This is a genomic window from Mesorhizobium sp. L2C066B000, from assembly GCF_000502335.1.
Taxonomy (GTDB): Bacteria; Pseudomonadota; Alphaproteobacteria; order Rhizobiales; family Rhizobiaceae; genus Mesorhizobium.
Map to the genome: position 1 here is coordinate 1 of NZ_AYWZ01000011.1, position 22,047 is coordinate 22,047.

The 22,047-nt window shown below is 62.9% G+C and carries 26 protein-coding genes; 13 read left to right on the forward strand and 13 right to left on the reverse strand.

The annotated features are described in order from the left end of the window. Nucleotides 1-256 precede the first annotated feature (256 nt). Nucleotides 257-1,471, forward strand: a complete 1,215-nt coding sequence (locus tag X733_RS145595; RefSeq protein ID WP_023819331.1) for an AI-2E family transporter — start codon at nucleotides 257-259, stop codon at nucleotides 1,469-1,471. Here the strand turns inward: X733_RS145595 and X733_RS145590 are convergent. The 3 genes from X733_RS145590 to X733_RS145580 form a co-directional block, all read right to left on the reverse strand. Next, entirely contained in the window at nucleotides 1,459-2,355 is an 897-nt protein-coding gene (locus X733_RS145590) for a DMT family transporter (protein ID WP_023819332.1), read from the reverse strand. The genes X733_RS145595 and X733_RS145590 overlap by 13 nt on opposite strands. A gap of 121 nt (nucleotides 2,356-2,476) precedes the next feature. Beyond that, the gene (locus X733_RS145585; RefSeq protein ID WP_023682417.1) at nucleotides 2,477-3,241 is read right to left on the reverse strand and encodes an arginyltransferase; all 765 of its coding nucleotides are present in this window, start codon (nucleotides 3,239-3,241) and stop codon (nucleotides 2,477-2,479) included. Between the two features lie 139 nt (nucleotides 3,242-3,380). Beyond that, entirely contained in the window at nucleotides 3,381-3,851 is a 471-nt protein-coding gene (locus tag X733_RS145580) for an RDD family protein (protein ID WP_023673020.1), read from the reverse strand. Nucleotides 3,852-4,041: 190 nt separating this feature from the next. Here X733_RS145580 and sthA point away from each other — a divergent pair, with 190 nt between their 5' ends. Then, nucleotides 4,042-5,430, forward strand: a complete 1,389-nt coding sequence (gene sthA, locus X733_RS145575; protein WP_023819333.1) for a Si-specific NAD(P)(+) transhydrogenase — start codon at nucleotides 4,042-4,044, stop codon at nucleotides 5,428-5,430. Nucleotides 5,431-5,487: 57 nt separating this feature from the next. On the opposite strand, the gene X733_RS145570 is transcribed toward sthA, so the two are convergent. Further along, the gene (locus tag X733_RS145570) at nucleotides 5,488-6,159 is read right to left on the reverse strand and encodes an alpha/beta hydrolase (protein ID WP_245274470.1); all 672 of its coding nucleotides are present in this window, start codon (nucleotides 6,157-6,159) and stop codon (nucleotides 5,488-5,490) included. Nucleotides 6,160-6,376: 217 nt separating this feature from the next. On the opposite strand from X733_RS145570, the gene opgC reads away from it, so the two are divergent. Next, nucleotides 6,377-7,591 carry an OpgC domain-containing protein gene (opgC, locus tag X733_RS145565; RefSeq protein ID WP_023819335.1) on the forward strand — a complete coding sequence of 405 codons (1,215 nt, stop codon included), beginning with the start codon at nucleotides 6,377-6,379 and terminating at the stop codon, nucleotides 7,589-7,591. A 15-nt stretch (nucleotides 7,592-7,606) separates the two neighbouring features. Here opgC and X733_RS145560 read toward each other — a convergent pair whose 3' ends face one another. Continuing rightward, the gene (locus X733_RS145560; protein ID WP_023682412.1) at nucleotides 7,607-8,689 is read right to left on the reverse strand and encodes a substrate-binding domain-containing protein; all 1,083 of its coding nucleotides are present in this window, start codon (nucleotides 8,687-8,689) and stop codon (nucleotides 7,607-7,609) included. A 146-nt stretch (nucleotides 8,690-8,835) separates the two neighbouring features. Here X733_RS145560 and X733_RS1000000170300 point away from each other — a divergent pair, with 146 nt between their 5' ends. Next, a complete protein-coding gene (locus X733_RS1000000170300) occupies nucleotides 8,836-8,979 on the forward strand; it encodes a hypothetical protein (RefSeq protein ID WP_023673015.1) in 144 nt (47 codons plus the stop codon). Nucleotides 8,980-9,042: 63 nt separating this feature from the next. After that, the gene (locus tag X733_RS1000000170305) at nucleotides 9,043-9,186 is read left to right on the forward strand and encodes a hypothetical protein (protein ID WP_023673014.1); all 144 of its coding nucleotides are present in this window, start codon (nucleotides 9,043-9,045) and stop codon (nucleotides 9,184-9,186) included. 39 nt (nucleotides 9,187-9,225) lie between these two features. Here the strand turns inward: X733_RS1000000170305 and X733_RS145555 are convergent, their stop codons facing one another. Continuing rightward, complete coding sequence (locus X733_RS145555; protein WP_023673013.1) at nucleotides 9,226-9,600, reverse strand: DUF423 domain-containing protein; 375 nt, start codon at nucleotides 9,598-9,600, stop codon at nucleotides 9,226-9,228. A gap of 43 nt (nucleotides 9,601-9,643) precedes the next feature. Then, nucleotides 9,644-10,909, reverse strand: coding sequence for a multidrug efflux MFS transporter (locus tag X733_RS145550; RefSeq protein ID WP_023739304.1), 1,266 nt, complete (start codon nucleotides 10,907-10,909; stop codon nucleotides 9,644-9,646). A 149-nt stretch (nucleotides 10,910-11,058) separates the two neighbouring features. Here X733_RS145550 and X733_RS145545 point away from each other — a divergent pair, with 149 nt between their 5' ends. Then, nucleotides 11,059-11,724 (forward strand): GntR family transcriptional regulator, encoded by a 666-nt coding sequence (locus X733_RS145545; protein ID WP_023689520.1) that lies wholly within the window; start codon nucleotides 11,059-11,061, stop codon nucleotides 11,722-11,724. Nucleotides 11,725-11,833: 109 nt separating this feature from the next. After that, nucleotides 11,834-12,067 (forward strand): DUF982 domain-containing protein, encoded by a 234-nt coding sequence (locus X733_RS145540; protein ID WP_245259900.1) that lies wholly within the window; start codon nucleotides 11,834-11,836, stop codon nucleotides 12,065-12,067. Between the two features lie 72 nt (nucleotides 12,068-12,139). Here X733_RS145540 and X733_RS1000000168405 read toward each other — a convergent pair whose 3' ends face one another. Then, on the reverse strand, nucleotides 12,140-12,298 hold the full coding sequence (locus tag X733_RS1000000168405; RefSeq protein ID WP_023673009.1) for a hypothetical protein: 159 nt from the start codon (nucleotides 12,296-12,298) through the stop codon (nucleotides 12,140-12,142). A gap of 178 nt (nucleotides 12,299-12,476) precedes the next feature. On the opposite strand from X733_RS1000000168405, the gene X733_RS145535 reads away from it, so the two are divergent. After that, nucleotides 12,477-13,448: a glycosyl transferase family 90 gene (locus X733_RS145535; protein WP_023700560.1), complete on the forward strand. Its 972-nt coding sequence runs from the start codon at nucleotides 12,477-12,479 to the stop codon at nucleotides 13,446-13,448. A 20-nt stretch (nucleotides 13,449-13,468) separates the two neighbouring features. Here the strand turns inward: X733_RS145535 and X733_RS145530 are convergent, their stop codons facing one another. Then, on the reverse strand, nucleotides 13,469-14,512 hold the full coding sequence (locus X733_RS145530; protein WP_023700559.1) for an aldo/keto reductase: 1,044 nt from the start codon (nucleotides 14,510-14,512) through the stop codon (nucleotides 13,469-13,471). 243 nt (nucleotides 14,513-14,755) lie between these two features. Between X733_RS145530 and ppk2 the strand changes: the two genes are divergently transcribed. Next, nucleotides 14,756-15,676 (forward strand): polyphosphate kinase 2, encoded by a 921-nt coding sequence (gene ppk2, locus X733_RS145525; RefSeq protein WP_023819336.1) that lies wholly within the window; start codon nucleotides 14,756-14,758, stop codon nucleotides 15,674-15,676. Nucleotides 15,677-15,865: 189 nt separating this feature from the next. On the opposite strand, the gene X733_RS145520 is transcribed toward ppk2, so the two are convergent. Both X733_RS145520 and X733_RS145515 read right to left on the reverse strand, forming a co-directional pair. Next, complete coding sequence (locus X733_RS145520) at nucleotides 15,866-16,510, reverse strand: dihydrofolate reductase family protein (protein ID WP_023697456.1); 645 nt, start codon at nucleotides 16,508-16,510, stop codon at nucleotides 15,866-15,868. 110 nt (nucleotides 16,511-16,620) lie between these two features. Further along, entirely contained in the window at nucleotides 16,621-17,316 is a 696-nt protein-coding gene (locus tag X733_RS145515) for a helix-turn-helix domain-containing protein (RefSeq protein WP_023682403.1), read from the reverse strand. Between the two features lie 176 nt (nucleotides 17,317-17,492). On the opposite strand from X733_RS145515, the gene X733_RS145510 reads away from it, so the two are divergent. Both X733_RS145510 and X733_RS0135210 read left to right on the forward strand, forming a co-directional pair. Beyond that, nucleotides 17,493-17,819: a DUF1330 domain-containing protein gene (locus X733_RS145510; RefSeq protein ID WP_023673003.1), complete on the forward strand. Its 327-nt coding sequence runs from the start codon at nucleotides 17,493-17,495 to the stop codon at nucleotides 17,817-17,819. A gap of 140 nt (nucleotides 17,820-17,959) precedes the next feature. Then, a complete protein-coding gene (locus X733_RS0135210) occupies nucleotides 17,960-18,724 on the forward strand; it encodes a DUF1629 domain-containing protein (protein ID WP_023697454.1) in 765 nt (254 codons plus the stop codon). A 2-nt stretch (nucleotides 18,725-18,726) separates the two neighbouring features. Here X733_RS0135210 and hemB read toward each other — a convergent pair whose 3' ends face one another. Both hemB and X733_RS145500 read right to left on the reverse strand, forming a co-directional pair. Continuing rightward, a complete protein-coding gene (gene hemB / locus X733_RS145505) occupies nucleotides 18,727-19,782 on the reverse strand; it encodes a porphobilinogen synthase (RefSeq protein ID WP_023819337.1) in 1,056 nt (351 codons plus the stop codon). 88 nt (nucleotides 19,783-19,870) lie between these two features. Next, nucleotides 19,871-20,377: a pyridoxamine 5'-phosphate oxidase family protein gene (locus X733_RS145500; RefSeq protein WP_023705074.1), complete on the reverse strand. Its 507-nt coding sequence runs from the start codon at nucleotides 20,375-20,377 to the stop codon at nucleotides 19,871-19,873. 180 nt (nucleotides 20,378-20,557) lie between these two features. Between X733_RS145500 and X733_RS145495 the strand changes: the two genes are divergently transcribed. Then, nucleotides 20,558-21,595 (forward strand): enoyl-CoA hydratase/isomerase family protein, encoded by a 1,038-nt coding sequence (locus X733_RS145495; protein ID WP_023672999.1) that lies wholly within the window; start codon nucleotides 20,558-20,560, stop codon nucleotides 21,593-21,595. After that, entirely contained in the window at nucleotides 21,592-22,014 is a 423-nt protein-coding gene (locus tag X733_RS145490; RefSeq protein ID WP_023689511.1) for a DUF6163 family protein, read from the forward strand. The genes X733_RS145495 and X733_RS145490 overlap by 4 nt, the downstream gene beginning before the upstream one ends. Nucleotides 22,015-22,047: the final 33 nt, after the last annotated feature.

Sequence of the window (22,047 nt, forward strand, 5' to 3'; positions counted from 1 at the left end):
CTTGCGGGGGAGATGGCCGGCAGGCCAGAGGGGGGTGCTGTCCCGCCGACCTGACGTAATTTGGAGAAGCGGTTGTGGGTTGAAGGGGGTTGAAAGGGACCGGAAGTTGGCGATCCTTCACACCCCCCTCTGTCCTGCCGGACATCTCCCCCTCGAGGGGGGAGATTGGCAGCTTCACCAACCATTTGGACTATCGTCACGATTGCGGCACTATAACAGTGCATAAACGCTGTGTAGGCTGGGGAGAATTGACCGTTTGAAGGAAGCGAAGATCCAGAAGCCGGAACGTCAGCAGCGCCTGTTCGGCCTGTCGACACCGCTGCGGGCCGCCGTCATCCCGCCGCTGTCGGCGGCGCGCTGGCTGTTGGTGCTGATCGTCGCCGCCGGCGTTTATTTCTTCCACGGGTTCCTGTTTCCCGTGCTGGCAGCCCTCGTCATTGCTTTTGCCAGCTGGCCGCTCTACCGCCGGCTGCTTGCCGGTGTCGGCGGTAACCGCACCGTCGCCGCGACGCTCGCCATCCTGTTCATCCTCGCCTTCCTGGTGGTGCCGATAGCGCTCGCCGGCACCTACGCCATCAACGAGGTCCGCGAATGGGTCGGCTGGGCGATCGAGACCAACAGGCACGGCGCGGTCACACCGCACTGGATCACCTCGCTGCCTGTCGTCGGCGAGTGGCTGAACGAACAGTGGATCGACAATTTCGGCCATCCCGGCGGCATCGGCGAGCTGATCCAGCTGGTCAGCGGCGCCAATATCGGCAGCATCTATCGCGGCGTGCTGGCTGCCGGCGGCAGCGCCTTCGGCCTGTTGCTGACGCTGCTGTTCATGATGATCGCGCTGTTCTTCGCCTACCGCGACGGCGAACACTTTGCCAGCCAGATCGACCGGCTCGGCGAACGCATCCTGCCGACGCGCTGGGAGCGGATTTCGCGCGTCGTGCCGGCGACCATCTCCTCGACCGTTACCGGCATGACCGTGATCGCCATCGGCGAGGGGCTGGTGCTCGGCATCGCCTACTGGCTGGCCGGGGTGCCGTCGCCGGTGACGCTGGGCGCATTGACCGGCGTGATGGCGCTGATCCCCGGCGGCGCGCCGCTGTCGTTTACGCTTGTGTCGATCTACCTCGCCGCCAGCGGCTCGCCGATGGCGGGTCTGGCGCTGTTCATCTGGGGCGCGGTGGAACTGTTCATCGTCGACAAGACCTTGCGCCCGAAGCTGGTCGGCGGACCGATCAAATTGCCCTTCCTGCCCACCTTTTTCGGCCTGATCGGCGGCGTCAAGACGATGGGCTTTCTCGGCCTGTTCATCGGCCCCGTGCTGATGGCGCTGCTGGTGGCGATATGGCGCGAATGGCTGCGCGAGGTGGAACTGGCCGAAGACACCGTTCCCGACGGGGCGGCCGAGCTCGAAGGCGGGCCGCCGCAGATCGAGATTGTCGCCGGCCCGGCGAAGAAAAGTCAGACTGGGTAAGCGACGGCGAGCGCTGCCCGGCGCTTGCGCCCTTCATGCAACTGCCACAGGGAATGCGCGACCAGCGTGACGATCAGGATCACGCCGCCGATCAGGCTGTTGCGCGACGGCGCCTCGGCAAAGATCATCCATATCCAGACCGGCGCCAAAACCGTTTCCAGGAGATAGAACATCGCCACTTCCGGGCCTGAAATGTATTTCGGCCCGTTGGCCAGGCAGAAGAAGGCGAACGGCATGATGACGGCGCCGTTGAAAACGATCCACCATGGCGCTTCCACCTGGAAACCGGTCCTGGAGACCATGAGCGCCGCCAGCCCGAACGGCAGCAGGACGCCGGTCAGCGCGGTGAATCCCATATCCCTGCCGCTGGCGCGTGAAACGGTGATGGCGCAGGCAATCGCCAAGGCCGAACACAGCGCCATCACATCGCCGAACAGATCTCCCGTGCCGACGGAATCGCCGACGATGATCGCGATGCCGACGATCATCAGCGCCATTGCCGCAAGCGTCAGCGGCTGTGGTCGCTCCTTCAGGAACAGCCACGACAGCAGCGCCGAGAACATGGTGGAGAAGGCCAGGATGAAAACCAGATTGGCGGTCGAGGTGTTGTAGACGGCAGTGATGAAGGCGATTGCGCCGAGCCCGTAGAGGGTGGCGACGACGAGCCCCGACCAGCCGGGTATCAGCTGCGGAGCATTCTTGCTGAACGAGCGCCAGATGGCCCATACGATCAGCCCCGCCACGAAGGTGCAGCCGGTGCGCAGCAAAAGGATCGTCCAGGCTTCGCCATGGGCGAGCCGGATCAGGGGAATATCGATGGTCAGCGCCAGCCCGCCAAGCGCGGTGAGCAGAAGTCCTTTGGTGTGGGCATTGTGAGAGGACATGCAACGGCTTTCGCAATGATTTGAGCAGATGCCGGTCGGCGCAATCGCCCCGCCAACGGGCGGAAAGACCAGCATCGTCTCGGCTGAAAATGTTTAGATCAGGATCTGGTAAGAAGAAAAATCAGCGCGTGACCGCTTCGTGGTCGTAGCGTTCCCAGCCCTTCGGGCCGAGATGCTCCTGCGGCATGAAGCGCATTTTATAGTTCATCTTGCGCGAGCCGTTGACCCAGTAGCCGAGATAGACATGGGGCAAGCCCATGGCCCGGGCGCGGGCGATATGGTCGAGGATCATGAAGGTGCCGAGCGAACGGTCCTCGAACTCGGGATTGAAGTAGGAATAGACCATCGACAGGCCATCGGCCATCTTGTCGGTCAGCGCCACGGCGATCAGCTCGCCCTGGCCCTTGCCGGTGATGAATGTGTCGGGGCCGCGGCGCCGGTATTCGATCACCTTGGTGTCGACATGGGTATCCTCGACCATCATGGCGTAGTCGAGCACCGTCATGTCGGACATGCCGCCGCGGCGATGGCGAGCGTCGAGATAGCCGCGAAACAGCGAATACTGCTCCGTCGACGGCTGCGCGTCGTGCATGGCGCCGATCAGATCGGAATTGCGCTGGATCACCCGCTTCATGTTGCGGCTGGCGGTGAACTCCTGCGCCAGGATGCGCACCGAGACGCAGGCGCGGCAGGTCTCGCAGGCGGGACGGTAAGCGATGTTCTGCGAGCGCCGGAAACCGCCTTGCGTCAACAGGTCGTTCATCTCCGGCGCCTTGTCGCCGACCAGATGCGTGAACACCTTGCGTTCGAACTGGCCCTCGAGATACGGGCACGGCGATGGCGCGGTCAGGAAGAACTGCGGCGACTGGGTCGGATGGTGCGTCATCGAACCTTGGGAACACTCCTGCGAATCGCTCTACCTTTGGCTTGGCTGGCGAAAAATTCAACAGGATTGTGAAGGCGGGGTTGAACGGACCCCTTCACATTTGCGCACAAATGCCTGTTGGCGTCGGTTGGACGCCGGTTCAACGGTCGCTGCGGCTGACGACCGTGCCAAGCAGCAGGTCGTGCAGTGTGCGCTTGCGATCGGAAAACAGCGTCACCAGGAGGACGAGCGGCGTCAGGATGACCGTGCTCGCCCAGAACAGCACCGAATGGACAACGGCGGTGAGGCCGTCGATACGGCTGCCGTCGAGACGATCGAGTCGAATGCCCATCATCTTCATGCCTGATGTGGCCTGGTTGCGACCGCCCAGCGTGTTCCAGATGTAGAGAATGGCGACCGCCGGCACGAGGATGGAATACAGCGCCCAGCCAAGACCGAATGTCAAAAGGCCAAGCACGGCCACCAGGATCGCGAACGGAATGGTGAGCAGCGCCACGATGCAATAGTCGATGATGAAGGCCAGGATGCGCCGCGTGCGCACGCCGTCATAGGCCCTGACGTCGTCGAGCCTGCTGGTGATGATTTCGCCGTCAAGTACGCGCGCGTTCATGTCATGTCCTCGTAACAGGCGCCACGCTAGGGTGCGCCGCCACTGAAATGGTGAAGACTGCGGGCGGAATCAAGATCGGTTCGTCCATCGGTCCGGCTCGGCAGTGTGACGCGGTTGAGCCGATTGAATTTGGTGGACGGATGGCGTTAGCTTGCTGCGGCGCAACAAGACGCCGAGGGGACGGGGTTACATGGATTACGACATGCTGGTCATCGGCAGCGGCCCTTCCGGGCGCCGCGCCGCGGTGCAATCGGCCAAGCTCGGCAAATCGGTGCTGGTGGTCGACAGGGGCCGGCGCCTCGGCGGCGTCTCGGTGCACACCGGCACCATCCCGTCGAAGACGCTGCGCGAGACGGTGCTGAACCTGTCCGGCTGGCGCGAGCGGGGCTTTTACGGCCGCGGCTACCGGGTCAAGCAGGACATCTCCATCGCCGACCTGGTCGAGCGGCTGCACAAGACGCTCGACCACGAGGTCGAGGTGCTGCAGCACCAGTTTATGCGCAACGCCGTCAAAAGCCTGCGCGCCATGGCGAAATTCGTCGGCCCAAACAAGGTCAGCCTGACGGCAGACAATGGCGACTACTCGGAGGTTGGTTTCACCAATGCGCTGATCGCGGTCGGCACCAGGCCGCACCGGCCGCGCGACGTGCCCTTCGACAAGATCCGCGTCTTCGACAGCGACGAGATGCTGGAACTCGACCATCTGCCGCGCACGCTGACGGTGATCGGCGCCGGCGTCATCGGCGTTGAATATGCGACGATCTTTTCGGCGCTCGACGTGCCGGTGACGCTGGTGGAGCCGCGCAACACCATCCTCGATTTCGTCGACCGCGAGATCGTCGACGACTTCATCCACCAGATGCGCGACCGCGGCATGACCATTCGCCTCGGCAGTACGGTCAAGGAAATCGTCTCAAAACCCGACTATGCCGAAGTGACGCTCGCCGATGGCCGCACCATCCGCTCCGAGATCGTGCTTTACGCCGCCGGCCGCAGCGGCAATCTCGGCAGCCTCGGCCTCGACGTGGTCGGCATCGAGGCCGATTCCCGGGGCCGCATCAAGGTCGATCCGCAGACCTTCCAGACCAGTGCGCCCAACATCTATGCCACCGGCGACGTCATCGGTTTCCCCAGCCTTGCCTCGACATCGATGGAGCAGGGCAGGGTGGCCGCCTGCCACGCCTTCGGCGTGCAACTGCCACCGCCGCCGGAAACCTTCCCCTATGGCATCTACGCCGTGCCGGAAATCTCCACCGTTGGTCAGTCGGAGGAGCAGGTGCGCGAGAGCGGCGCTGCTTATGAAGTCGGTCTGGCGCGGTTCCGCGAAACCTCGCGCGGCCACATCATGGGCGTCAACTCCGGCTTTCTGAAGCTGCTGTTCTCGGTCGAAACGCGCCGCCTGCTCGGCGCCCACATCGTCGGCGAAGGCGCCACCGAACTGATCCATATCGGCCAGGCGGTGATCAACCTCGGCGGCACGGTTGATTTCTTCGTCAACAACACCTTCAACTATCCGACGCTGGCCGAAGCCTACAAGATCGCCGGGCTCGATGCCTGGAACCGGATGGGACAGGGCTAGGCGACGAGCATCTGCTCAGCTGTTCCGCCGGGCGCCGATGCGGTCTACCAAGGTCTCCTAGCCTGCCTGGCGTGCGACCAATGCTGGTCCCGCCAACCATTGCCGGACGATGGCGGCATCCGGGTCGCCGATTTCGTGACCTGAAGGCACGATGCGCGCATCGACCTCGGCGCCATGTTTGTTGAGCAGCCTCACCAGTGGCGGCGCAAACGGCCCGTAGGTCTCGTCGGCGGCACCGGCGACAATCAGGACGCGCGTTCCGGTCAGATCGGTTGCCGGCGCATCGTCAAGCACGGGCATCGCTCTCAGCAGCACTGCTTTTCGGACGAGGCCGGAGTTGAGCAGCATCAGGCTGGAAACCAGATTGGCGCCGTTGGAATAGCCGACGAAAGTCGCCCGGGCGAGGTCGAGCCCGTGGCGCTTTGCGGCCTCGCTTGCGAAGGCGGCAAAGTACGATGTTTCGGCACGGATGCTCGCCTGTTCGAAACTGGTCGGCGTGATCCGCTCGAACCAGCGGAAGCCGTCTTCTTGGCGGATGCGGCCACGCACCGCGACCAGCGTGGCGTTGGGGGCGATCTGCCTCGCAATCGGGACCATCGTCGTTTCGTCGACACCCGATCCGTGCAGTAAAAACAGGCTCTCGCCGCCGGCATTCTCCGGCTTGAGGAGGCGGTAGGGAAAGGCCAGATCCTGGTGCAGAAAGGCGTTCTCGTCGCTATATCGATACACGCTCATATCTCGTTGTTTTCACGGAGACATTGGTCCTTTGCCAGCTTCAAAACGGAATATTTTCACGCTCCGCCAAATGTGATTGCAACAGGCTCATTTCAGACCGTTTCTGCGCCGATATGCTCCCTGCGGGAGGAATCGAAGCGGTGTGCGCCGATGGTCGCATCCCGGCATGAACAACGCGAGCATCCTTGCTCTCCTTTGAGGCCTTTTGTCGATGACCCTGCCAGTCCCGCCCGATCGCGCCCCGCGTATCGCCGATCGCGCTCCGCGTATCCCCGATCGCGACACGCGCATTGACGTGTTCCGCGCGCTCGCACTCCTGACCATCTATATCGACCACGTGCCGGGCACCGTCTTCGAAACGCTGACCTACAAGAATTTCGGATTCTCGGACGCGGCGGAAGCCTTCGTGCTGATTTCCGGCATGTCGGTCGCACTCGCATATGGCACCAAGTTCCAGCCGGGCGGCCGGCTGCTGGCGATGTTGAAGATGTGGCGCCGGGCCGGCGTGCTTTACAGCGCCCACATCGTCACCACCATGGTTGTGATGGCGTTGTTCTGCGCCGCGGCGGTGTTCGGCCGGCGGCCGGAACTGCTCAAGCTGATCAACATCGAGCCGCTGATGAAGAACACGCCGGAGGTCATGATCGGCATTGTCACGGTCGGCCACCAGCTTGGCTACAACAACATCCTGCCGGTCTATGCGGCGCTGCTGTTGATGGCGCCGCTCTTCCTGCTCTTCGTCAGCTACCGGCCGCTCCCGGCGCTGGTCTTTTCCGGCGCGCTGTGGCTCGTCGCCGGCCTCTGGCAGATCGCGCCGCCGAACTATCCCGAGCCCGGCTTCTGGTTCCTCAACCCGCTGTCCTGGCAATTCCTGTTCAACATCGGCCTTGCCGGCATGCTGCATGCCAGGCGCGGCGGCACAATTCCCGTCAATCGTTGGCTGGTGGGCGCCGCGGCGACCTATGTCGCGGCAGCGGCGGTCTGGGTGCACAGCCCGCTCTGGGGCGAGATAACGTGGTTTAACCTGCCCGTGGTGATCGGCGGCTTCGACAAGACGTTCCTGTCGCTGCCGCGGCTCCTGCACATATTGGCGGTGAGCTATCTGATCGTCGCCCTGCCGGCTTTCTCGAACCTGTTCCGTCTCAGCCCGGACCATCCGCTTGCCCTGCTCGGCAAGCGCTCCTTGCCGGTGTTCCTCGCCGGCACGCTGATCGCCATGGCGGCGCAGGTGATGAAGCTGATCAATCCGGGCGGCTTTGCCTATGACGTCTTGCTGATTTCGGCCGGCATCGCCATGCAATTCGCGCTCGCCTTCTATCTTGAGTGGCTGTCCGGCATCGGCTTGGGCAAAAAGCCGGTTCGCAAAGAAGCGCCAGCCGTTCACCAGACCTTCGGCATGCCCGCGATGCCAAGGCTAAGCCGATGATCCCACATCAGCCGCCTAGCTAGCAGGCGAGGGGCCGGACGACCCCCGCACCACAAGATCGACCGGCAGCAATTGCCGGTGCTGCGAGCCGTCATTTTCGAGGATCGCCTTGACGGCCAGCCGGCCCATCTCGGCGATCGGCTGGGCGACAGTGGTTAGTGGCGGCTCGGAGTCGGCGCCTTCCGGCACGCCGTCGAAGCCGACGATTGACACATCGCCCGGCACGGCAATGTTACGCTCGCGCAGCCAGTCGAGCGCATGCAGCGCGATCTTGTCCGACATGGCCAGGATTGCCGTCGGCGTCTGCGGCAGCGCGAAAATATGATCGAGGCCGGCCCGAACGCTCGCCTCGTCATTGAGGGTTTCGTAGATTGGCACTTGCGAGACGTCGATGCCGAAGCGGGAGAGCTCGCCGAAATAGCCACGCAGACGGTCGCGTGTGCCCGAGTAGAGGGATGTCGTCTCGACTTGCTCCTGCGTGACGGGACCAAAGCCAGCGTCGGCAGATTCCAGGGCGAGTACGGCAAAGCTGCGATGGCCGAACTCGGCCAGATGGCGCGCCGCCAGACCCGCGCCGGCGACGTTGTCGACGCCGATCGCAGCGACCGCCTCATTTTCCGAATCGAGATCAAGCGCCACGAAAGGCAGTTTGCGTTCGCGCGCCAGTTCGACCAGCCGCGACCCACCCTCGATGCAGAACACGATGAAGCCGTCGACCAGGGCGCTCTGGATGTTCCAGGCGAGCTGCTCGCTGTTGGCGGCCGAGACCAGCGAAATTCCGGCGCCGGTGGCGTCGCAGGCCTGCGAAATGCTGGCCATCATGACGCGGGCAAAGGGATCGTCGAAGAAATAGGACAATGGTTCCGCCGTTGCCACGCCGATGGCGTTGACCTTGCCGGCGCGCAGCAGCCGGCCCTTGGGATCCGGGCCGGCATAGCCCATCGCTTCCGCCGCCGCCTTGACCCGCTCGCGGACCTCTTCGCGCACGATTTCCGGGCGAGCGAACACGTTGGACGCGGTACCGTGCGAGACCCCGGCCGCCTTGGCGATGTCGGCAAGCCGCACTGGTCTCGTCTTGCCGGAGGTCAATGCCGTCATTTTCGTCTCCTGAACCGGAGCCTGTTTAGCACTTTCGTTGGATCGGTTCAAATTTTCCCTTGATCGGACGGCGGAGAGGGTCTATATTTGAATCGATCCAAGGGATTCACCAAGTATAACTTGGATCGATTCAAGAGGAGGGTGCCGTGCATCCCGTGAATTATCTGTTCGAAGACATCTACGGCAATGATTGGGGCATAGTCTCCGACGCCGCCACCCGCAGGCGCCGCGACAAGGTCGGGCCGTGGAGGCGTGACCTGCAATACCTTGTGAAACGCAAGCGCAGCTGATCGGCCCCGGCATTTTCGTGCCAGCTGATTGGATCGATTCAAGTTCTTGAAGAGGAGACGAACATGCATCCCGTGAAGCATCTGTTCGAAGACATTTATCGCAATTACTGGGGTATCTCGCCTGCCACGGAGCAGCCGGAAAGGCGGCGGCCGACCAAGTCTGCCAAGCGCAACCGCGACCTGCTGCCGCAAAACCGGCAGGATTAAGCCTCGTGTGATATCTGATGGGACAGGGTTCTTGGCTCGTCAGGACCGTTGCCGCACGAGCGCCGAGGCCGCGATCACCAGCCAGCCCGCGATGAGCAAGGTGCCGCCGATCGGCGCCGACATCGGGAACAGCCGCGATCCCACGAAATCCCGTGCCAGCAGATCGCCGCAGAACAGAACAAGCCCGACGAGCAGCACCAGGCTGCCGATCCGCAAGATCCGGTTTGCGCCGGCGAGGCCGACGGCCAAAAACACCGGCGCATGCATGAGCAGGAAGGATGCGGCCGTGCCGACGAAGGCGCCGCCGAGATGCGCTGATGCCGCCGACAGCGCCACGCCCGCCGCGCCGGCAATGCCGCCGGCGAAAACGAGGATGCGCGCGCTGTTTGCTGGTGCTGACTCGGCGATGCTCATGTCTCGGGCTCCGTGATTGACGATAGGCGGCGCGACCTGTCTGTCAGGATTTTTCCGATATCGCCAGCATGTCGCGCGTGCGGCGCGCCTGGGCCAGCCAATTATACGCGGCACCGCCCGCCATCAGCAACGACGTGCCGAGAAACACCGCGCGCATGCCGAAATGGCCGCCGACGAAGCCGCCCAGCAGCGGCCCCGCAACCTGGCCGACATATTGCGCCGAGATTGCCAGGCCCAGCACATTGCCGCCGACCCCATCGGGAACATTGTGGCGGATGACGCTGGTGATGCAGGGCAACAGCCCGCCCAGCACCAGACCCATAAGGAACCGCAGCCCGACCAACTGCCAGCTCTCGGTGACGAAGGCCTGCGGTATCAACAGCAGCGCCGAGACGGCCAGCGATGCGACGATGACGTTCCAGTGGCCGATGCGGTCGGCGAGTTTGCCCAGCCGTGACGCCGACAGGATGGCGCCCAGCGCCGCCGCCGACATGACGACACCTGAGACCAGGGTCACCCGGCTTGCCTCCGCGACCAGTTGCTGGACGTAAACGGTGATGATCGGCTCGATCGACATGTTGGCGAAGGTGAACAGCATGCCGGTCGCCAGCATGGCCACGACAGGGCGTTTGTCGGGGATCTGCGCCCAACTTCCCTTTGGTTTCTCCTCGCGTTTTGCCTGTACTGGCGGGCGAGGCATCTCCTTTATCAGGAACGTCGTCGCCAGCGCCGCCAGGAAAATGACGCCGCCCGCGATGAGGAAGGTGGCGCGAATACCGATCAATGGCGGCAGCGCGCCGCCAAGCAACGGGCCGACCAGGGAGCCTGCGGTGATGCCGGCCGACAGCACGCCAAGCGCCCAGCCGGAGCGCTCCTTCGGCGTCTGCATGGCGACAAGGATCGTCGAGCCTGAGGAATAACCGCCGGCAAAGCCGATCAACAGGCGCAAAAACACCAATTGCCAGACGGTCTGCACCATGCCGGTCAGCGACATGCAGATCGCCATGCCGAAACTGGCGCGCACCAGCATCACCTTGCGGCCGTAGCGGTCGCCGAGCCGCCCCCACAGCGGTGCGACAAGGGCCGCGGCAAGGAAGGTGGCGCCGAAGGCGATGCCGGACCATTGCACGATCGCCGCGTGGCCCAGGGCGCCCAGCTGTTCGACATAGAGCGGCAGGAACGGCAGCAACAGCGTCATCGCCACAAGCGTGCTGAACGATCCGGCAAAGCACACGAGCAGGTTGCGCCGCCAATGAATGTTGTAGGTGGAAGGCGCTTCGGCGGCCTGCGCTGCACTGTCCTGCGGCATGTCCTGTCCTGTCCGCTTGCTGCGGATACCATTTTGGGATACCAACTTGGTACCTCATGGACGCAAAGCCCGGCTGCTGTCAATCAGGCGCTCTCAATGTGATCGGCAAGACCAACGGGCAAGGCCGATCGCCAGCAATGGAAGCAACTATGTCGCAGATGCAGATCGTCGAAAAAGCGCTTCGCGAGATGATCCTTGGCCTCGAGGTCGGTCCTGGCGAGCGGCTGACGGAGCGCTGGATCGAGAGCCGCTTCGGCGCCTCGCGCACGCCGGTCAGGGCAGCCCTGCTGCGGCTGGAGACGGAAGGGCTGATCTGCCGTGACGGGCGCGGCTGGACCGTGTCGCCGATCAACCTTGCCGAACTGGAACAGATCGCGGTGTACCGCGAAGCGGTCGAGGTCGCGGCGGTCAGGCTGACTTCGGCGCTGGCCGACAGGAGCGCAGCCGATGTCATCGAGGCGATGCTGGACTCCTGCGACACTGCCACGCCGCGCGAGGAATGGCACCGCGTCGGCATGGATTTCCATATCGAACTGGCGCGGCTCTCCGGCAACGAGTTCCTGTTTCGGGCCGTGCGCGATGCCATGACGCGGCTGTCGCGGGCGCGCTGGCTGGAGGTGCGCGACGAGGCGGCCCTTGGCCGCGCCTGGAGCGAGCATCACGCCATTCTGGCGGCGGTGCGGGCCGGCGATGCCGATGCGGCGGCGGCGCGACTTTCCGCCCATATCGCCGGCAGCCGCGCTCGCCTGGTGACGTCGTTGCACAATGACCGGCGCGGCCTGCGCGCCAGGGGTTTTGCCGTCGTCGCCGCTTGATACTGGTCACGAAAACGAAAGAACGCCGTCGCGATCCGCTTTCGGCCTCGCTTCGCGGACGCCGATGGCGTAAGAGGCGCCCATGGAAAACAACCGATTTGAAACACCCGTGACCGTTAAGTCGGGCACGGAGGGAAGCACTCAGCTCTTGCGTACGGTGCGCGAGGCTTCCGATTACCTGCTCAACAGCTGGCCCGGCAAGCGCAGCCCCAAGCACCGCGAAGCGCTGCAGGCCTGCCATGACGCGCTGGCCGGCGACAAGCCGGCGATGATCGCAAGACGCGCCTTCATCGCCGCCGCGCGCGAGGTCAACGTCTTCGTCAGCGACAAGGCCCCGGCCTGATCACATCGGCCTGATCAGACCGGCATTTTGCCAGGATCCGGCCCGTTTCGTGGGCCGGTGATCCTGTCTTGCCTATTTTTCTGTTTCGGTGTCGGTTTTCGAACTTGCCTCGTTCTCAGGCTCGGCGCGCTCCTTGGCCGCGACCTTGGCGGCGAGCTTCTCCGCCTTCTTGGCGGCCTTCTGCCGGTCGCGCTCTTTGCGTTCCTGACCGTAATTCGGTGGTCGAGCCATATCGTTTCCTTTCGCTGTGCCTGATCCTGCCTAGAAGCATTGGCCGGCAAACACAACAGCGCCGCGAGGGCAGATGCCAGCGGTTCTGGACTTGCGTGATGGCGAACACAATGGTTTAGAAAAGGCTGCGGGACAGTTGCTGGAGCCGCCGCCGACCGATTTCGAATCAAAACGACCGATGGCCACGCTTCAAAGAAACGCACAGAAGCTGATCTACTATGCGCGCAACGCCATGCGCGACATCGCGCCGCCGGTTCTTTTCCGGCGCCGGCTCGGCCGGCTGCTCGATCAGGCCAGGCTTTCCGACGCATCGGTCCGCCAGCGGCTCAATTACTACAACACGCTGCGGGAGCCTTTTAGCCCCAGCCCCGAGGCCGTGCCGGTCAGCCGGCTGCCGTCGGACCGCAGCATGTACTATTACGATCTGAAGGAGTTCACCCGTTATTTCGACCCAGATCTGCGCATCGACCTGGAATTCGGCGACGTCATCGAAGTGCCGAAGATGCCGTCGATCGTCAAGGACCGGCCGATAGCCGGCGACAACGGCAACGGCGTCCTGTTCAAGCTGAACAAGTTCCGTCATTTCTACATGCCGGCCGACGATGTCGCCTTCGCCGACAAGCATCCGCTCGTCGTTTGGCGCGGCGAACTCAACAATCCGATCCGCACCTTGTTGCTGGATGCAGCCCGCAATCTGCCGTTCTGCGATGTCGGCACGCCGAGGGCGACAGCACCTGCGGAATACCGCAAGCCCTATCTCAGCATCGATCAGCAGCGCCGCTACCGCTACATCATCTCGCTCGAAGGCAATGATGTCGCGACCAATCTGAAATGGATCATGAGCTCGAACTCGCTCTGCCTGATGCCGCCGCCGACTTACGAGACCTGGTTCGCCGAGGGGCAGCTCGAGCCCGATGTCCATTATGTGCCGCTGGCGCCCGACTTCAGCGATCTGGCCGAGCGGGTGCATCATCTCGAGCAGCATCCGGCCGAGGCCCAGCGCATCGTTGCGGCGGCCAACGCCTATTGCCGCAAATTCGCCGACGAGCGGGCCGAGCAGGCGATCTGCCTGCTCGTGCTCTACAAATATTTCGTGCTCAGCGGCCAGATCGAGCCCGATCCGCAGGTCTGGCGGTTTATCGCGGGCTAGCGGCTTCCGGCGCCCTTAAGTCAGATGACGCTGCGGTCCATAACCAGATCGGCCGGGCCGAAGCGGTCCTTCGCCGTAAACTGCTGGTGCCAGTAGGGATAGAGCACCGGCGGCCGGCTGACGGCATCGAGACGCTGGCGTTCATCAAAGGACAGCGTCAGGCTTGCCGCGGCGAGATTGTCTTTCAACTGGGCCTCGTTGCGTGCGCCAATCACCAGCGAACTGACGGCCGGCCGGCCAAGCAGCCAGGCCAGCGCCACCTGGGCCGCCGAGACGCCGCGAGTGGCGCCGATGTCGACCAGCACGTCGACGATCCGCCACAGCCGGCCCTCGTCGCGGATCGGCGGTTCCGACCAGCCGCCGATCTGGCGCGCCGTCGGACTGTCGCGGCGGTATTTGCCCGACAGCAGGCCGCCGGCGAGCGGGCTCCACACCAGCACGCCAAGGCCCTGGTCGACCGAAATCGGCAAGAGCTCATACTCGGCCTCGCGTGCTTCCAGCGTGTAGTGGATCTGCTGGGTGACGAAACGCGGCTGGTGCTGGCTGTCGCTGATGCCGAGCGCCTTCATGACCTGCCAGCCGGAATAGTTGGAGCAGCCGACATAGCGGATTTTGCCCTGGGCAACCAGCGTGTCGAGCGCGGAGATGGTTTCCTCGAGCGGCGTCGCGCCGTCCCATTCGTGCAGGAAATAGATGTCGATGACATCGGTCCTGAGGCGCTTCAGGCTCTTCTCGCATTCGCGGATCAGATGATGGCGCGACAGGCCTTCGTCATTGGGGCCCTTGCCGATCCGCATGCGCGCCTTGGAGGCGATCAGCACGTCGTTCTTGCGCTTGCCGCCGAGCGCCTCGCCGATGATCTCTTCCGACAGACCGTTGGAATAGACATTGGCGGTGTCGATGAGATTGATGCCGGCATCGATGCAAGTGTCGATGATGCGCGAGGCCTCCGCGAGATCGGAATTGCCGACGGCGGCGAACGGCCCGCTGCCGCCGAAGGTCATGGTTCCCAAGGTCAGCGCCGAAACTTTCAAGCCGGAACGGCCAAGCGTGCGGTATTCCATGTCAGATCCTCGTAGTTTTGGTGGGGAGGCGGTTTTAGCAGGAAAGGGCGGGGAAGCCCGAAGGGGTCCGCCAATTGTAGGACAATTTGAGCGGCTTGTCGCCATCCCAGGGCGATGGATCGGCAATGCTCGCTGGTTTGCAGTGATGACCGGCTGGCCGGCGGCTTGCAATAAAACCGTCATTGGCGGCCTATATCGAGTCGGCTCAGGGTTTCATGCCAGCCGGCAAGCGGAGCAGTGGAAATGACCGAGTTGAAGCAGAATTCTCCGGCCAGGGATTGGCTGGAAGCCGAACTCGCCGACATGCTCGACGAGGACTATGAGCTTGAAATGTCGGAGCCGGCGCTGTCGCTGGAGATCTCCAAGATCTACAAGAACGCGCATCCGCGGTCGATCGACCGCATGCAGTATTTCCGCGACCTGATCGGCTTGCAGTCGGAACTGATCAAGCTGCAGTCCTGGGTCGCCTACCACAAGAAGAAGCTGGTGGTGGTTTTCGAAGGACGCGATTCCGCCGGCAAGGGCGGCGTCATCAAGCGCATCACCCAGCGCCTCAACCCGCGCATCTGCCGCGTCGTGGCGCTGCCGGCGCCGACCGAGCGCGAAAAATCGCAGTGGTATTTCCAGCGCTACGTGCCGCATCTGCCGGCCGGCGGCGAGATCGTGCTGTTCGACCGCTCCTGGTACAACCGCTCCGGCGTCGAGCGGGTGATGGGCTTTGCCGAACCCGATCAGGTCGAAGAGTTCTTCCGCGACGTGCCGGAGTTCGAGCGCATGCTGGTCCGCTCCGGCGTCACGCTGGTCAAATACTGGTTCTCGATCACCGACGAGGAACAGCAGATGCGCTTCATGATGCGCATCCACGACCCGATGAAGCAGTGGAAGCTGTCGCCGATGGACCTGCAGTCGCGCGTGCGCTGGGAGCAGTACACCAAGGCCAAGGAAGAGACGTTTGCCCGCACCAACATCCCAGAGGCACCGTGGTACATCGTCGAAGGCAACGACAAGAAGCGGGCGCGGCTGAACTGCATCGACCATCTCCTCAAACAGCTGCCCTATGAGGACGTGCCGCACGAAGAAATCACGCTGCCCGAGCGGGTGTTCAACCCGGAGTACGAGCGCCAGGTCCTGCCGCGCGAGCTTTACGTGCCGGAGAAGTATTGAGCACTTTTCCTTCTCCCCGTTTCACGGGGAGAAGGTGCCCGAAGGGCGGATGAGGGGCAGCGCCGGCATCGACGAATTCACAGCCGTCGGACGCTGCTAACCTCCAAAAGCAGCGCTGCCCCTCATTGCCTGCCGGGCATTTCTCCCCGTAGAACGGGGAGAAAGAAGCCTGCGCCTATCACTTCGCCACTACACCCGCTTGATCGTCACATGCGTGGCGAGCGCTGTCGCCACCTGCTCGGTGCACTGGTAACCCAGCTTCAGCATATCCAGCCCGGCAAACAGGCTCTCGCCCCTCCCGAGCAACACCGGCGACACCGCCAGATGCAACTCGTCGATGAGCTTCTCTTGCAGATATTGCCGGATGGTGGAAACGCCGCCGCCGACGCGGACATCCTTGCCGCCGGCCGCGGCCTTTGCTTGTTCGAGCGCGGCGTGGATGCCGCCGGCAACGAAGTGGAAAACGGTGCCGCCTTCCATCACAATGGGGTCGCGCTTGTAGTGGGTCAGCACGAAGGTCGGCACGTGATAGGGCGGGTTGTCGCCCCACCAGCCTTTCCAGCTCTCGTCTGGCCATTCGCCACGGATCGGGCCGAACATGTTGCGGCCGAGGATCCAGGCCCCGACATTGTCGAAGCTGCGGACAGTGAACCGGTCGTCCACATCGGTGGTGCCGCCATCCTTGCCGACCATCTCATGGAAGGTGCGGGTGCCGGTCATCCATTTGTGCAGATATTCGCCACCAACGCCGAGCGGATTTTGCAGGTCCTGGTCAGGACCGGCGCCGAAACCGTCGAGCGACAAGGTGAAGGCATTGACGCGAAGTTTGGACATGGAGACTCCCTTTCGGTGACCAGTTGTGATTTGCAATCAGTATTCAAACTGATTGCATTTTGCAACTAGTATTTTTAGAGGCAAGCCGATCTGTGGAATGCGCAGGGACCTCAAGCCGCCACGCGCTTCGGCATCACCGCAAACGGGCTGAGCCCAAGCCAGATCTGCATCTTGCCGGCGACGTCGAGATCGCCGGTCAGGCTGATCTTGTCGCGTTCCTTGTGAACTGTCGTCAGCCCCATCCAGATCGAGGTCATGGTGCACAGATCGGTCGAGACGTAGAGATCGACGTCGAAGCCCGGATCGTACCAGCAAAGATCGACCTCGCCCTGCTTTTCGACGATCAGCCACCACGATCGTTTTGACGCCGGCAGGTCATGGTACAGGAATTGTATCACGGTGCGCCCGTCCGGCAGCGGACTGGGGTTCAGATTGCGCCGCATGTCCCACATCAGCAGCGACGGATCGAGGTTTTTGAGCGACAGCCTGGCCTCGACCCATTTCTGGCCCCAAAACCCCATCGCCTCGACAACCGGGCGCAAATCCCGGCCCGCCTCGGTCAGCCGGTATTCGAACACGCCCTTCTCGGTCGCGATCTCGGTCCGCTCGACGATGCCGCCGGCCTCGAGGTCCTTGAGCCGTTGCGACAGAAGGGTTGGCGACATTTTCGGCACGCCGCGGCGCAAATCGTTGAAGCGGGTCGATCCCGCCACCAGTTCGCGCAGCAGCACCATGGTCCAGCGTGTGCAGAGCAGCTCGGCGGCCATGGAGAGCGGGCAGAATTGCTTGTAACCGGCTTGTGTCATGTGGTGAGCTCCAAAAGATGTTGCCGGACCTTATTCAGAAAACCTGAGTTCAGCCAGTACAGAAGCTGTACTGGCACCCCCGGTACAGTTCTGTGACTGGAGCGGTCCGGCGCCGCCATGCGAGGCAGCGGTCACGTCACCGGGCAGTCCGGTGCCGATCCATGAGGAGTTGGACAATGACCGCTTACGTGATCGCAGACATCAAGGTGAAGGACGACAAATGGGTGCCGGCCTATGCCGCTTCGGTGCATGACCTCGTCCACAAGCATGGCGGCAAGTATCTCGCCCGCAGCGGCAATGTGAAGACGCTGGAGGGCAAGCCGCTCGACACCAGCCTGATCGCCATCATGGCGTTTCCGTCGGCAAAGGCAGCCGAAGCCTTCACCAACGATCCGCAATACGCTCCGTTTGTGGCGGAGCGCCGGAAGGGCAGCGACAGCCGCTTCCAACTGATCGACGATACCGATCTCGCTGGAACGATCCCTTATTTGCCGAAGGCGTGAGGAAAAGCCGGAACCCGGTGTATCAGGGTTCCGGCTAACCCTTCAGCATTTGCGCCACTTCGGGCGCGAAGCAGGTGGACGGGTACTCTCACGCGATTTAGTCTTGAACTCGAAAGTCGGTAAACTGAGCAGGCGCGCACGTGACCATTATTTCACTCATTGCAAAACTGTTTGCCAACCGGAACCGCCCGCAGAATAGGCCAGCTCAAGTCCCAGAGCGGGTTTTCCGCAAAGAGGCGAAATTCAAGAAACATGGAAAATTCTTCCAGATCGGACCGACATATCGCGGCGGGTCCCATTGTCTTCAGCTGGAAAACGCCCAAGCTTTGGTGCCGCCACCCCGCATACTGCTCGGGCCGACGGAGTTTGGGGGATACGGCTTTCCTGAGTACCCGGAGACGCCCAGGCTACGGCCTGAAGCGACAGCCTATTGCAGGCCACCAAAAGACTTAGAAGATTTTCATTGTTACTGGCTTGTATCCGAGCGCCTGAAGGACGTTCTGCAGTCAGTCGACCCCGATGGGGTCGTGTTTAACGACTGCGACGTATTCTATTTGAGCGGAAAGCCGATCGAACCAAAGCACTACCTTTGCGACATCGTTCGCAAGATTGATGCCGTGGATCTCGAATCGTCGAAGTTTAGGCTTTTGATCGGCGAGAATGGAGGCGTCCACTACGACCGCGCCGGAGGCGCCTGCTTCTATTTCAAGGAGGAGATTGTTGGCGATGCGCATATCTTCAAACAGAAGAACATGGGCATTGTCATTTGCACCCCCAAATTGAGAGAAGCCTGTGTTGAAGCAGGCATCAAGAAGCCCGACTTGTTCCAAGACATGTCGGTTTGCGGGCGTGGTCGGCTGGACTTCGAAACAAGAAATGTCAAAGAGAGTTATGTGCTGGAGTGAATTTATCCCTTCAGCATTTGCGCCACTTCCGGCGCGAAGTAAGTCAGGATGCCGTCGCAGCCGGCGCGCTTGAAGGCGAGCAGGCTCTCCAGCATTGCCTTTTCGCCGTCGATCCAGCCATTGGCGGCCGCCGCCTTGATCATCGAATATTCGCCTGACACCTGGTAGGCGAAGGTCGGCATCTGGAACTCGTCCTTCAGCCGGCGGATGATGTCGAGATAGGGCAGGCCGGGCTTGACCATCAGCATGTCGGCGCCCTCGGCGATATCCTGCTCGGCCTCGCGCACCGCTTCGTCGGAATTGGCGTGGTCGAGATAATAGGTCTTCTTGTCACCCTTGAGCAGGCCGGCGGTGCCCACCGCCTCGCGATAGGGGCCATAGAAGGCGGAGGCGAATTTCGTCGCATAGGACATGATCGCCACATCCGAAAAACCGTTGGCGTCGAGTGCGTCGCGAATGGCGCCGATGCGGCCGTCCATCATGTCGGACGGCGCGATGATGTCGGCGCCGGCCGCCGCCTGGATGACGGCCGCGGCGGTCACCTGTTCCACCGTCTCGTCATTGACGATGATGCCGTCGCGCAAGATGCCGTCATGGCCGTGCGAGGTGAACGGGTCGAGCGCCGCATCGGTGATGATGCCGATCTCCGGCACCGCGTCCTTGATGGCGCGGGTGGCGCGGTTGATGATGTTTTCCGGGTCGAGGATGTGCGATCCCGTCTGGTCGCGCAGGCTGAGTTCAACATTGGGGAAGGTGGCGATCGCCGGAATGCCGAGCTTAGCGGCCCGCTCGGCCTCCTTGACGGCGAGGTCCAGCGACAGGCGGAAGACGCCGGGCATGGCGGCGATCGGCTCGCGCGTGTTCTTGCCGTCGATGACGAAGATCGGCCAGATCAGATCGTTCACCGTAAGCCGGTTTTCCTGCACTAGGCGGCGCAACCAGTCGGCCTTGCGCATGCGCCGCAAGCGGCGGCTGCCGGTGATCTCGTCGACGCTGCGCGCACCGGCGGGCTTTGCCGGCGCGAATTTGTTGCTCGTCGCGGGGGTGAATTTGTTCATCGCAAAAACTCCGGGTCGAGGCGGCTTTTACCACGAGGCCTTGCCGCTGACCAATGCGACACGATTGTGCCAGCCGATGACGCGGTGCTTACGGCTTTGGCGGCCACGCCAGTTCTGGGCCGGTTTTGAACAACGACACATTGTTGGTGAAGGTGCTCTCCGGGGCGAGCCGGATCAGGCGCCCGTCCGGATGGCCGATGTCGGCGACATTGTCGATGAACCAGCGGTTCCAGGTCGCCTCCGGGCCGAGATATTTGTGCAGCAGCCGTTTGAAGCGGTTCGGCGCCATCGCTTCTATGGTGGCGACGCCGCGCAGGCCGAGATGCAGCAGGATGCCGGCCTCATTGTCGAAATGGACGATCTCCACGGCGCAGCGCGGGTCGCGTTCGAGGTGTTTGACAGCACTTGCGCCGGTCGAGCCGAGCAGCCAGATCGCAGCGTCCTCCCAGATGAACCACATCGGCGCGTTGCGCGGCGCGCCGTCAGCGGTCACGGTCGCCAGATTGGCCATCAGCGGGCGGCTGAGAACATCATCCGGGTCGAACTTTTTCGGCATCTCCCAGCCATGGCTCGGCGCTGCGGTTTCAAGCGTCATGCGTTTGTCCCTGCATCAGAAGAAAGGCTGTTTTGCCCGGCAATTTTGCGCGCATTTCTGTCGGGGGCAAAGCACGGTCGCGTTCCCTTGCGAAAATCCAAACCGCGCCCGCCGGTTGACGCACCCATGCGCCACCTTTAGCACTTCAGTCCCGCAGGCGCGGGGAGGGATTCTCTGACGATGGATTTTGGCGGCGGCGACGAGATCCGCTTCGAACGGTTGGGCAAGGCAGGCGTCGTCACGCTGACGCGGCCGCAGGCGCTCAATGCGCTGACACATCGCATGATCAAGGCGCTGGACAAGGCGCTCGACGCTTTTGAGCGCGATACCGGCGTCGATGTCGTCATCGTCAAGGCCGAGGGCAGGGCGTTTTGCGCCGGCGGCGACATCATGCACGTCTACGAGGCCCGCGCCGGAAAGCCGCCGGTCGAGTTCTTCGCCGACGAATACCGGCTCAACGCCCGCATCAACAGTTACAAAAAGCCCTATGTCGCGCTGATCGACGGGATCGTTATGGGCGGCGGCGTCGGCATCTCTTTCCACGGTTCGCAGCGTGTGCTGACCGAGAACGCCCAGTTCGCCATGCCCGAAGTCGGCATCGGTTTCTTCCCGGATGTCGGCGGCAGCCATCTTCTGCCCGACCTTGGCGGCAGCTTCGGCATGTATCTGGCGCTGACCGGCAACCGCATTCGCTATGGCGATGCGCTGTGGTCGGGCCTGGCCACCCACACCATCAAGGCCGCTGACCAGGCTGCCTTTCTTGACCGGCTCTGCGCCAATGGCGATCCGGAATCGGTGCTGCGCGGCTTTTTCGTGCCGGCCAGGCGCGAGACCGGCCAGCCGGTGTTGGAAGCCATTGCCCGGCATTTTTCCCAACCCTCGCTCGCCGAAATCCTCGAGAGCCTGGAGCGGGCGGCAGGCGCCGACGAGTTTGCCGCCAAGACGCTGGCCACCATCCGCACCCGCTCGCCGACCAGCCTTAATGTCGCGTGGCGCCAGATCAGCGCCGGGCTGACGCTGTCGATGGAAGCCTGCATGAAGATGGAGTTCCGCATCCTCAACCGCATGCTGGCCGGGCACGACTTCTATGAAGGCATCCGCGCCGTCCTCGTCGACAAGGGTTCGACGCCGCAGTGGCGGCCGGCAAGCCTGGCCGAGGTCGACGCTGCTTCGGTGGACGCCTATTTCGCGCCGCTCGAACGGGAGCTCGAACTGTGAGCGAGGTCACGTCGCGGCGCATCGTGCTGCAGCCCTCGGGTGTCGAGATCATCTTCGCCTGGTTCCAGCGCGTCATAGCGGGCTATTGCCTGCTGTTCGGCATCCTGTACTGGATCCGGCTGATCGGCTTTTATCCCGGCCCGCTGTGGCGCTTCGACCTGATGCCGGTGCACTGGCAGGTCGTGGCGGTGATGCTGGCCGTGTTCTTCCCCTTCGCCGCCGCCGGCCTCTGGATGCTGGCGTCGTGGGGCCCGGTGATCTGGTTCATCTGCGCGGTGACCGAGACCATCATGTATGCCGGCTTCCCCAATCTGTACGGCCACCGGCCGCTGATCGTCTTCTCGCATGCCGCGGTGGCGCTGCTCTACATCGCCTTCCGCGTCGTTATCTGGATGCGCAAGCGCCCCGCGCGCGCCTGAAACGCCGCCCCGCAGCCATTGGCTAAATCTTTA

Excerpts from the sequence above, each read along its gene's own strand:
- X733_RS145590 (WP_023819332.1), bottom strand. The coding sequence starts at position 2,355 with ATGTCCTCTCACAATGCCCACACCAAAGGACTTCTGCTCACCGCGCTT.
- X733_RS145585 (WP_023682417.1), bottom strand. The coding sequence starts at position 3,241 with ATGACGCACCATCCGACCCAGTCGCCGCAGTTCTTCCTGACCGCGCCA.
- X733_RS145580 (WP_023673020.1), bottom strand. The coding sequence starts at position 3,851 with ATGAACGCGCGCGTACTTGACGGCGAAATCATCACCAGCAGGCTCGAC.
- sthA (WP_023819333.1), top strand. The coding sequence starts at position 4,042 with ATGGATTACGACATGCTGGTCATCGGCAGCGGCCCTTCCGGGCGCCGC.
- opgC (WP_023819335.1), top strand. The coding sequence starts at position 6,377 with ATGACCCTGCCAGTCCCGCCCGATCGCGCCCCGCGTATCGCCGATCGC.
- X733_RS145560 (WP_023682412.1), bottom strand. The coding sequence starts at position 8,689 with ATGACGGCATTGACCTCCGGCAAGACGAGACCAGTGCGGCTTGCCGAC.
- X733_RS1000000170305 (WP_023673014.1), top strand. The coding sequence starts at position 9,043 with ATGCATCCCGTGAAGCATCTGTTCGAAGACATTTATCGCAATTACTGG.
- X733_RS145555 (WP_023673013.1), bottom strand. The coding sequence starts at position 9,600 with ATGAGCATCGCCGAGTCAGCACCAGCAAACAGCGCGCGCATCCTCGTT.
- X733_RS145550 (WP_023739304.1), bottom strand. The coding sequence starts at position 10,909 with ATGCCGCAGGACAGTGCAGCGCAGGCCGCCGAAGCGCCTTCCACCTAC.
- X733_RS145545 (WP_023689520.1), top strand. The coding sequence starts at position 11,059 with ATGTCGCAGATGCAGATCGTCGAAAAAGCGCTTCGCGAGATGATCCTT.
- X733_RS1000000168405 (WP_023673009.1), bottom strand. The coding sequence starts at position 12,298 with ATGGCTCGACCACCGAATTACGGTCAGGAACGCAAAGAGCGCGACCGG.
- X733_RS145535 (WP_023700560.1), top strand. The coding sequence starts at position 12,477 with ATGGCCACGCTTCAAAGAAACGCACAGAAGCTGATCTACTATGCGCGC.
- X733_RS145530 (WP_023700559.1), bottom strand. The coding sequence starts at position 14,512 with ATGGAATACCGCACGCTTGGCCGTTCCGGCTTGAAAGTTTCGGCGCTG.
- ppk2 (WP_023819336.1), top strand. The coding sequence starts at position 14,756 with ATGACCGAGTTGAAGCAGAATTCTCCGGCCAGGGATTGGCTGGAAGCC.
- X733_RS145520 (WP_023697456.1), bottom strand. The coding sequence starts at position 16,510 with ATGTCCAAACTTCGCGTCAATGCCTTCACCTTGTCGCTCGACGGTTTC.
- X733_RS145515 (WP_023682403.1), bottom strand. The coding sequence starts at position 17,316 with ATGACACAAGCCGGTTACAAGCAATTCTGCCCGCTCTCCATGGCCGCC.
- X733_RS145510 (WP_023673003.1), top strand. The coding sequence starts at position 17,493 with ATGACCGCTTACGTGATCGCAGACATCAAGGTGAAGGACGACAAATGG.
- hemB (WP_023819337.1), bottom strand. The coding sequence starts at position 19,782 with ATGAACAAATTCACCCCCGCGACGAGCAACAAATTCGCGCCGGCAAAG.
- X733_RS145500 (WP_023705074.1), bottom strand. The coding sequence starts at position 20,377 with ATGACGCTTGAAACCGCAGCGCCGAGCCATGGCTGGGAGATGCCGAAA.
- X733_RS145495 (WP_023672999.1), top strand. The coding sequence starts at position 20,558 with ATGGATTTTGGCGGCGGCGACGAGATCCGCTTCGAACGGTTGGGCAAG.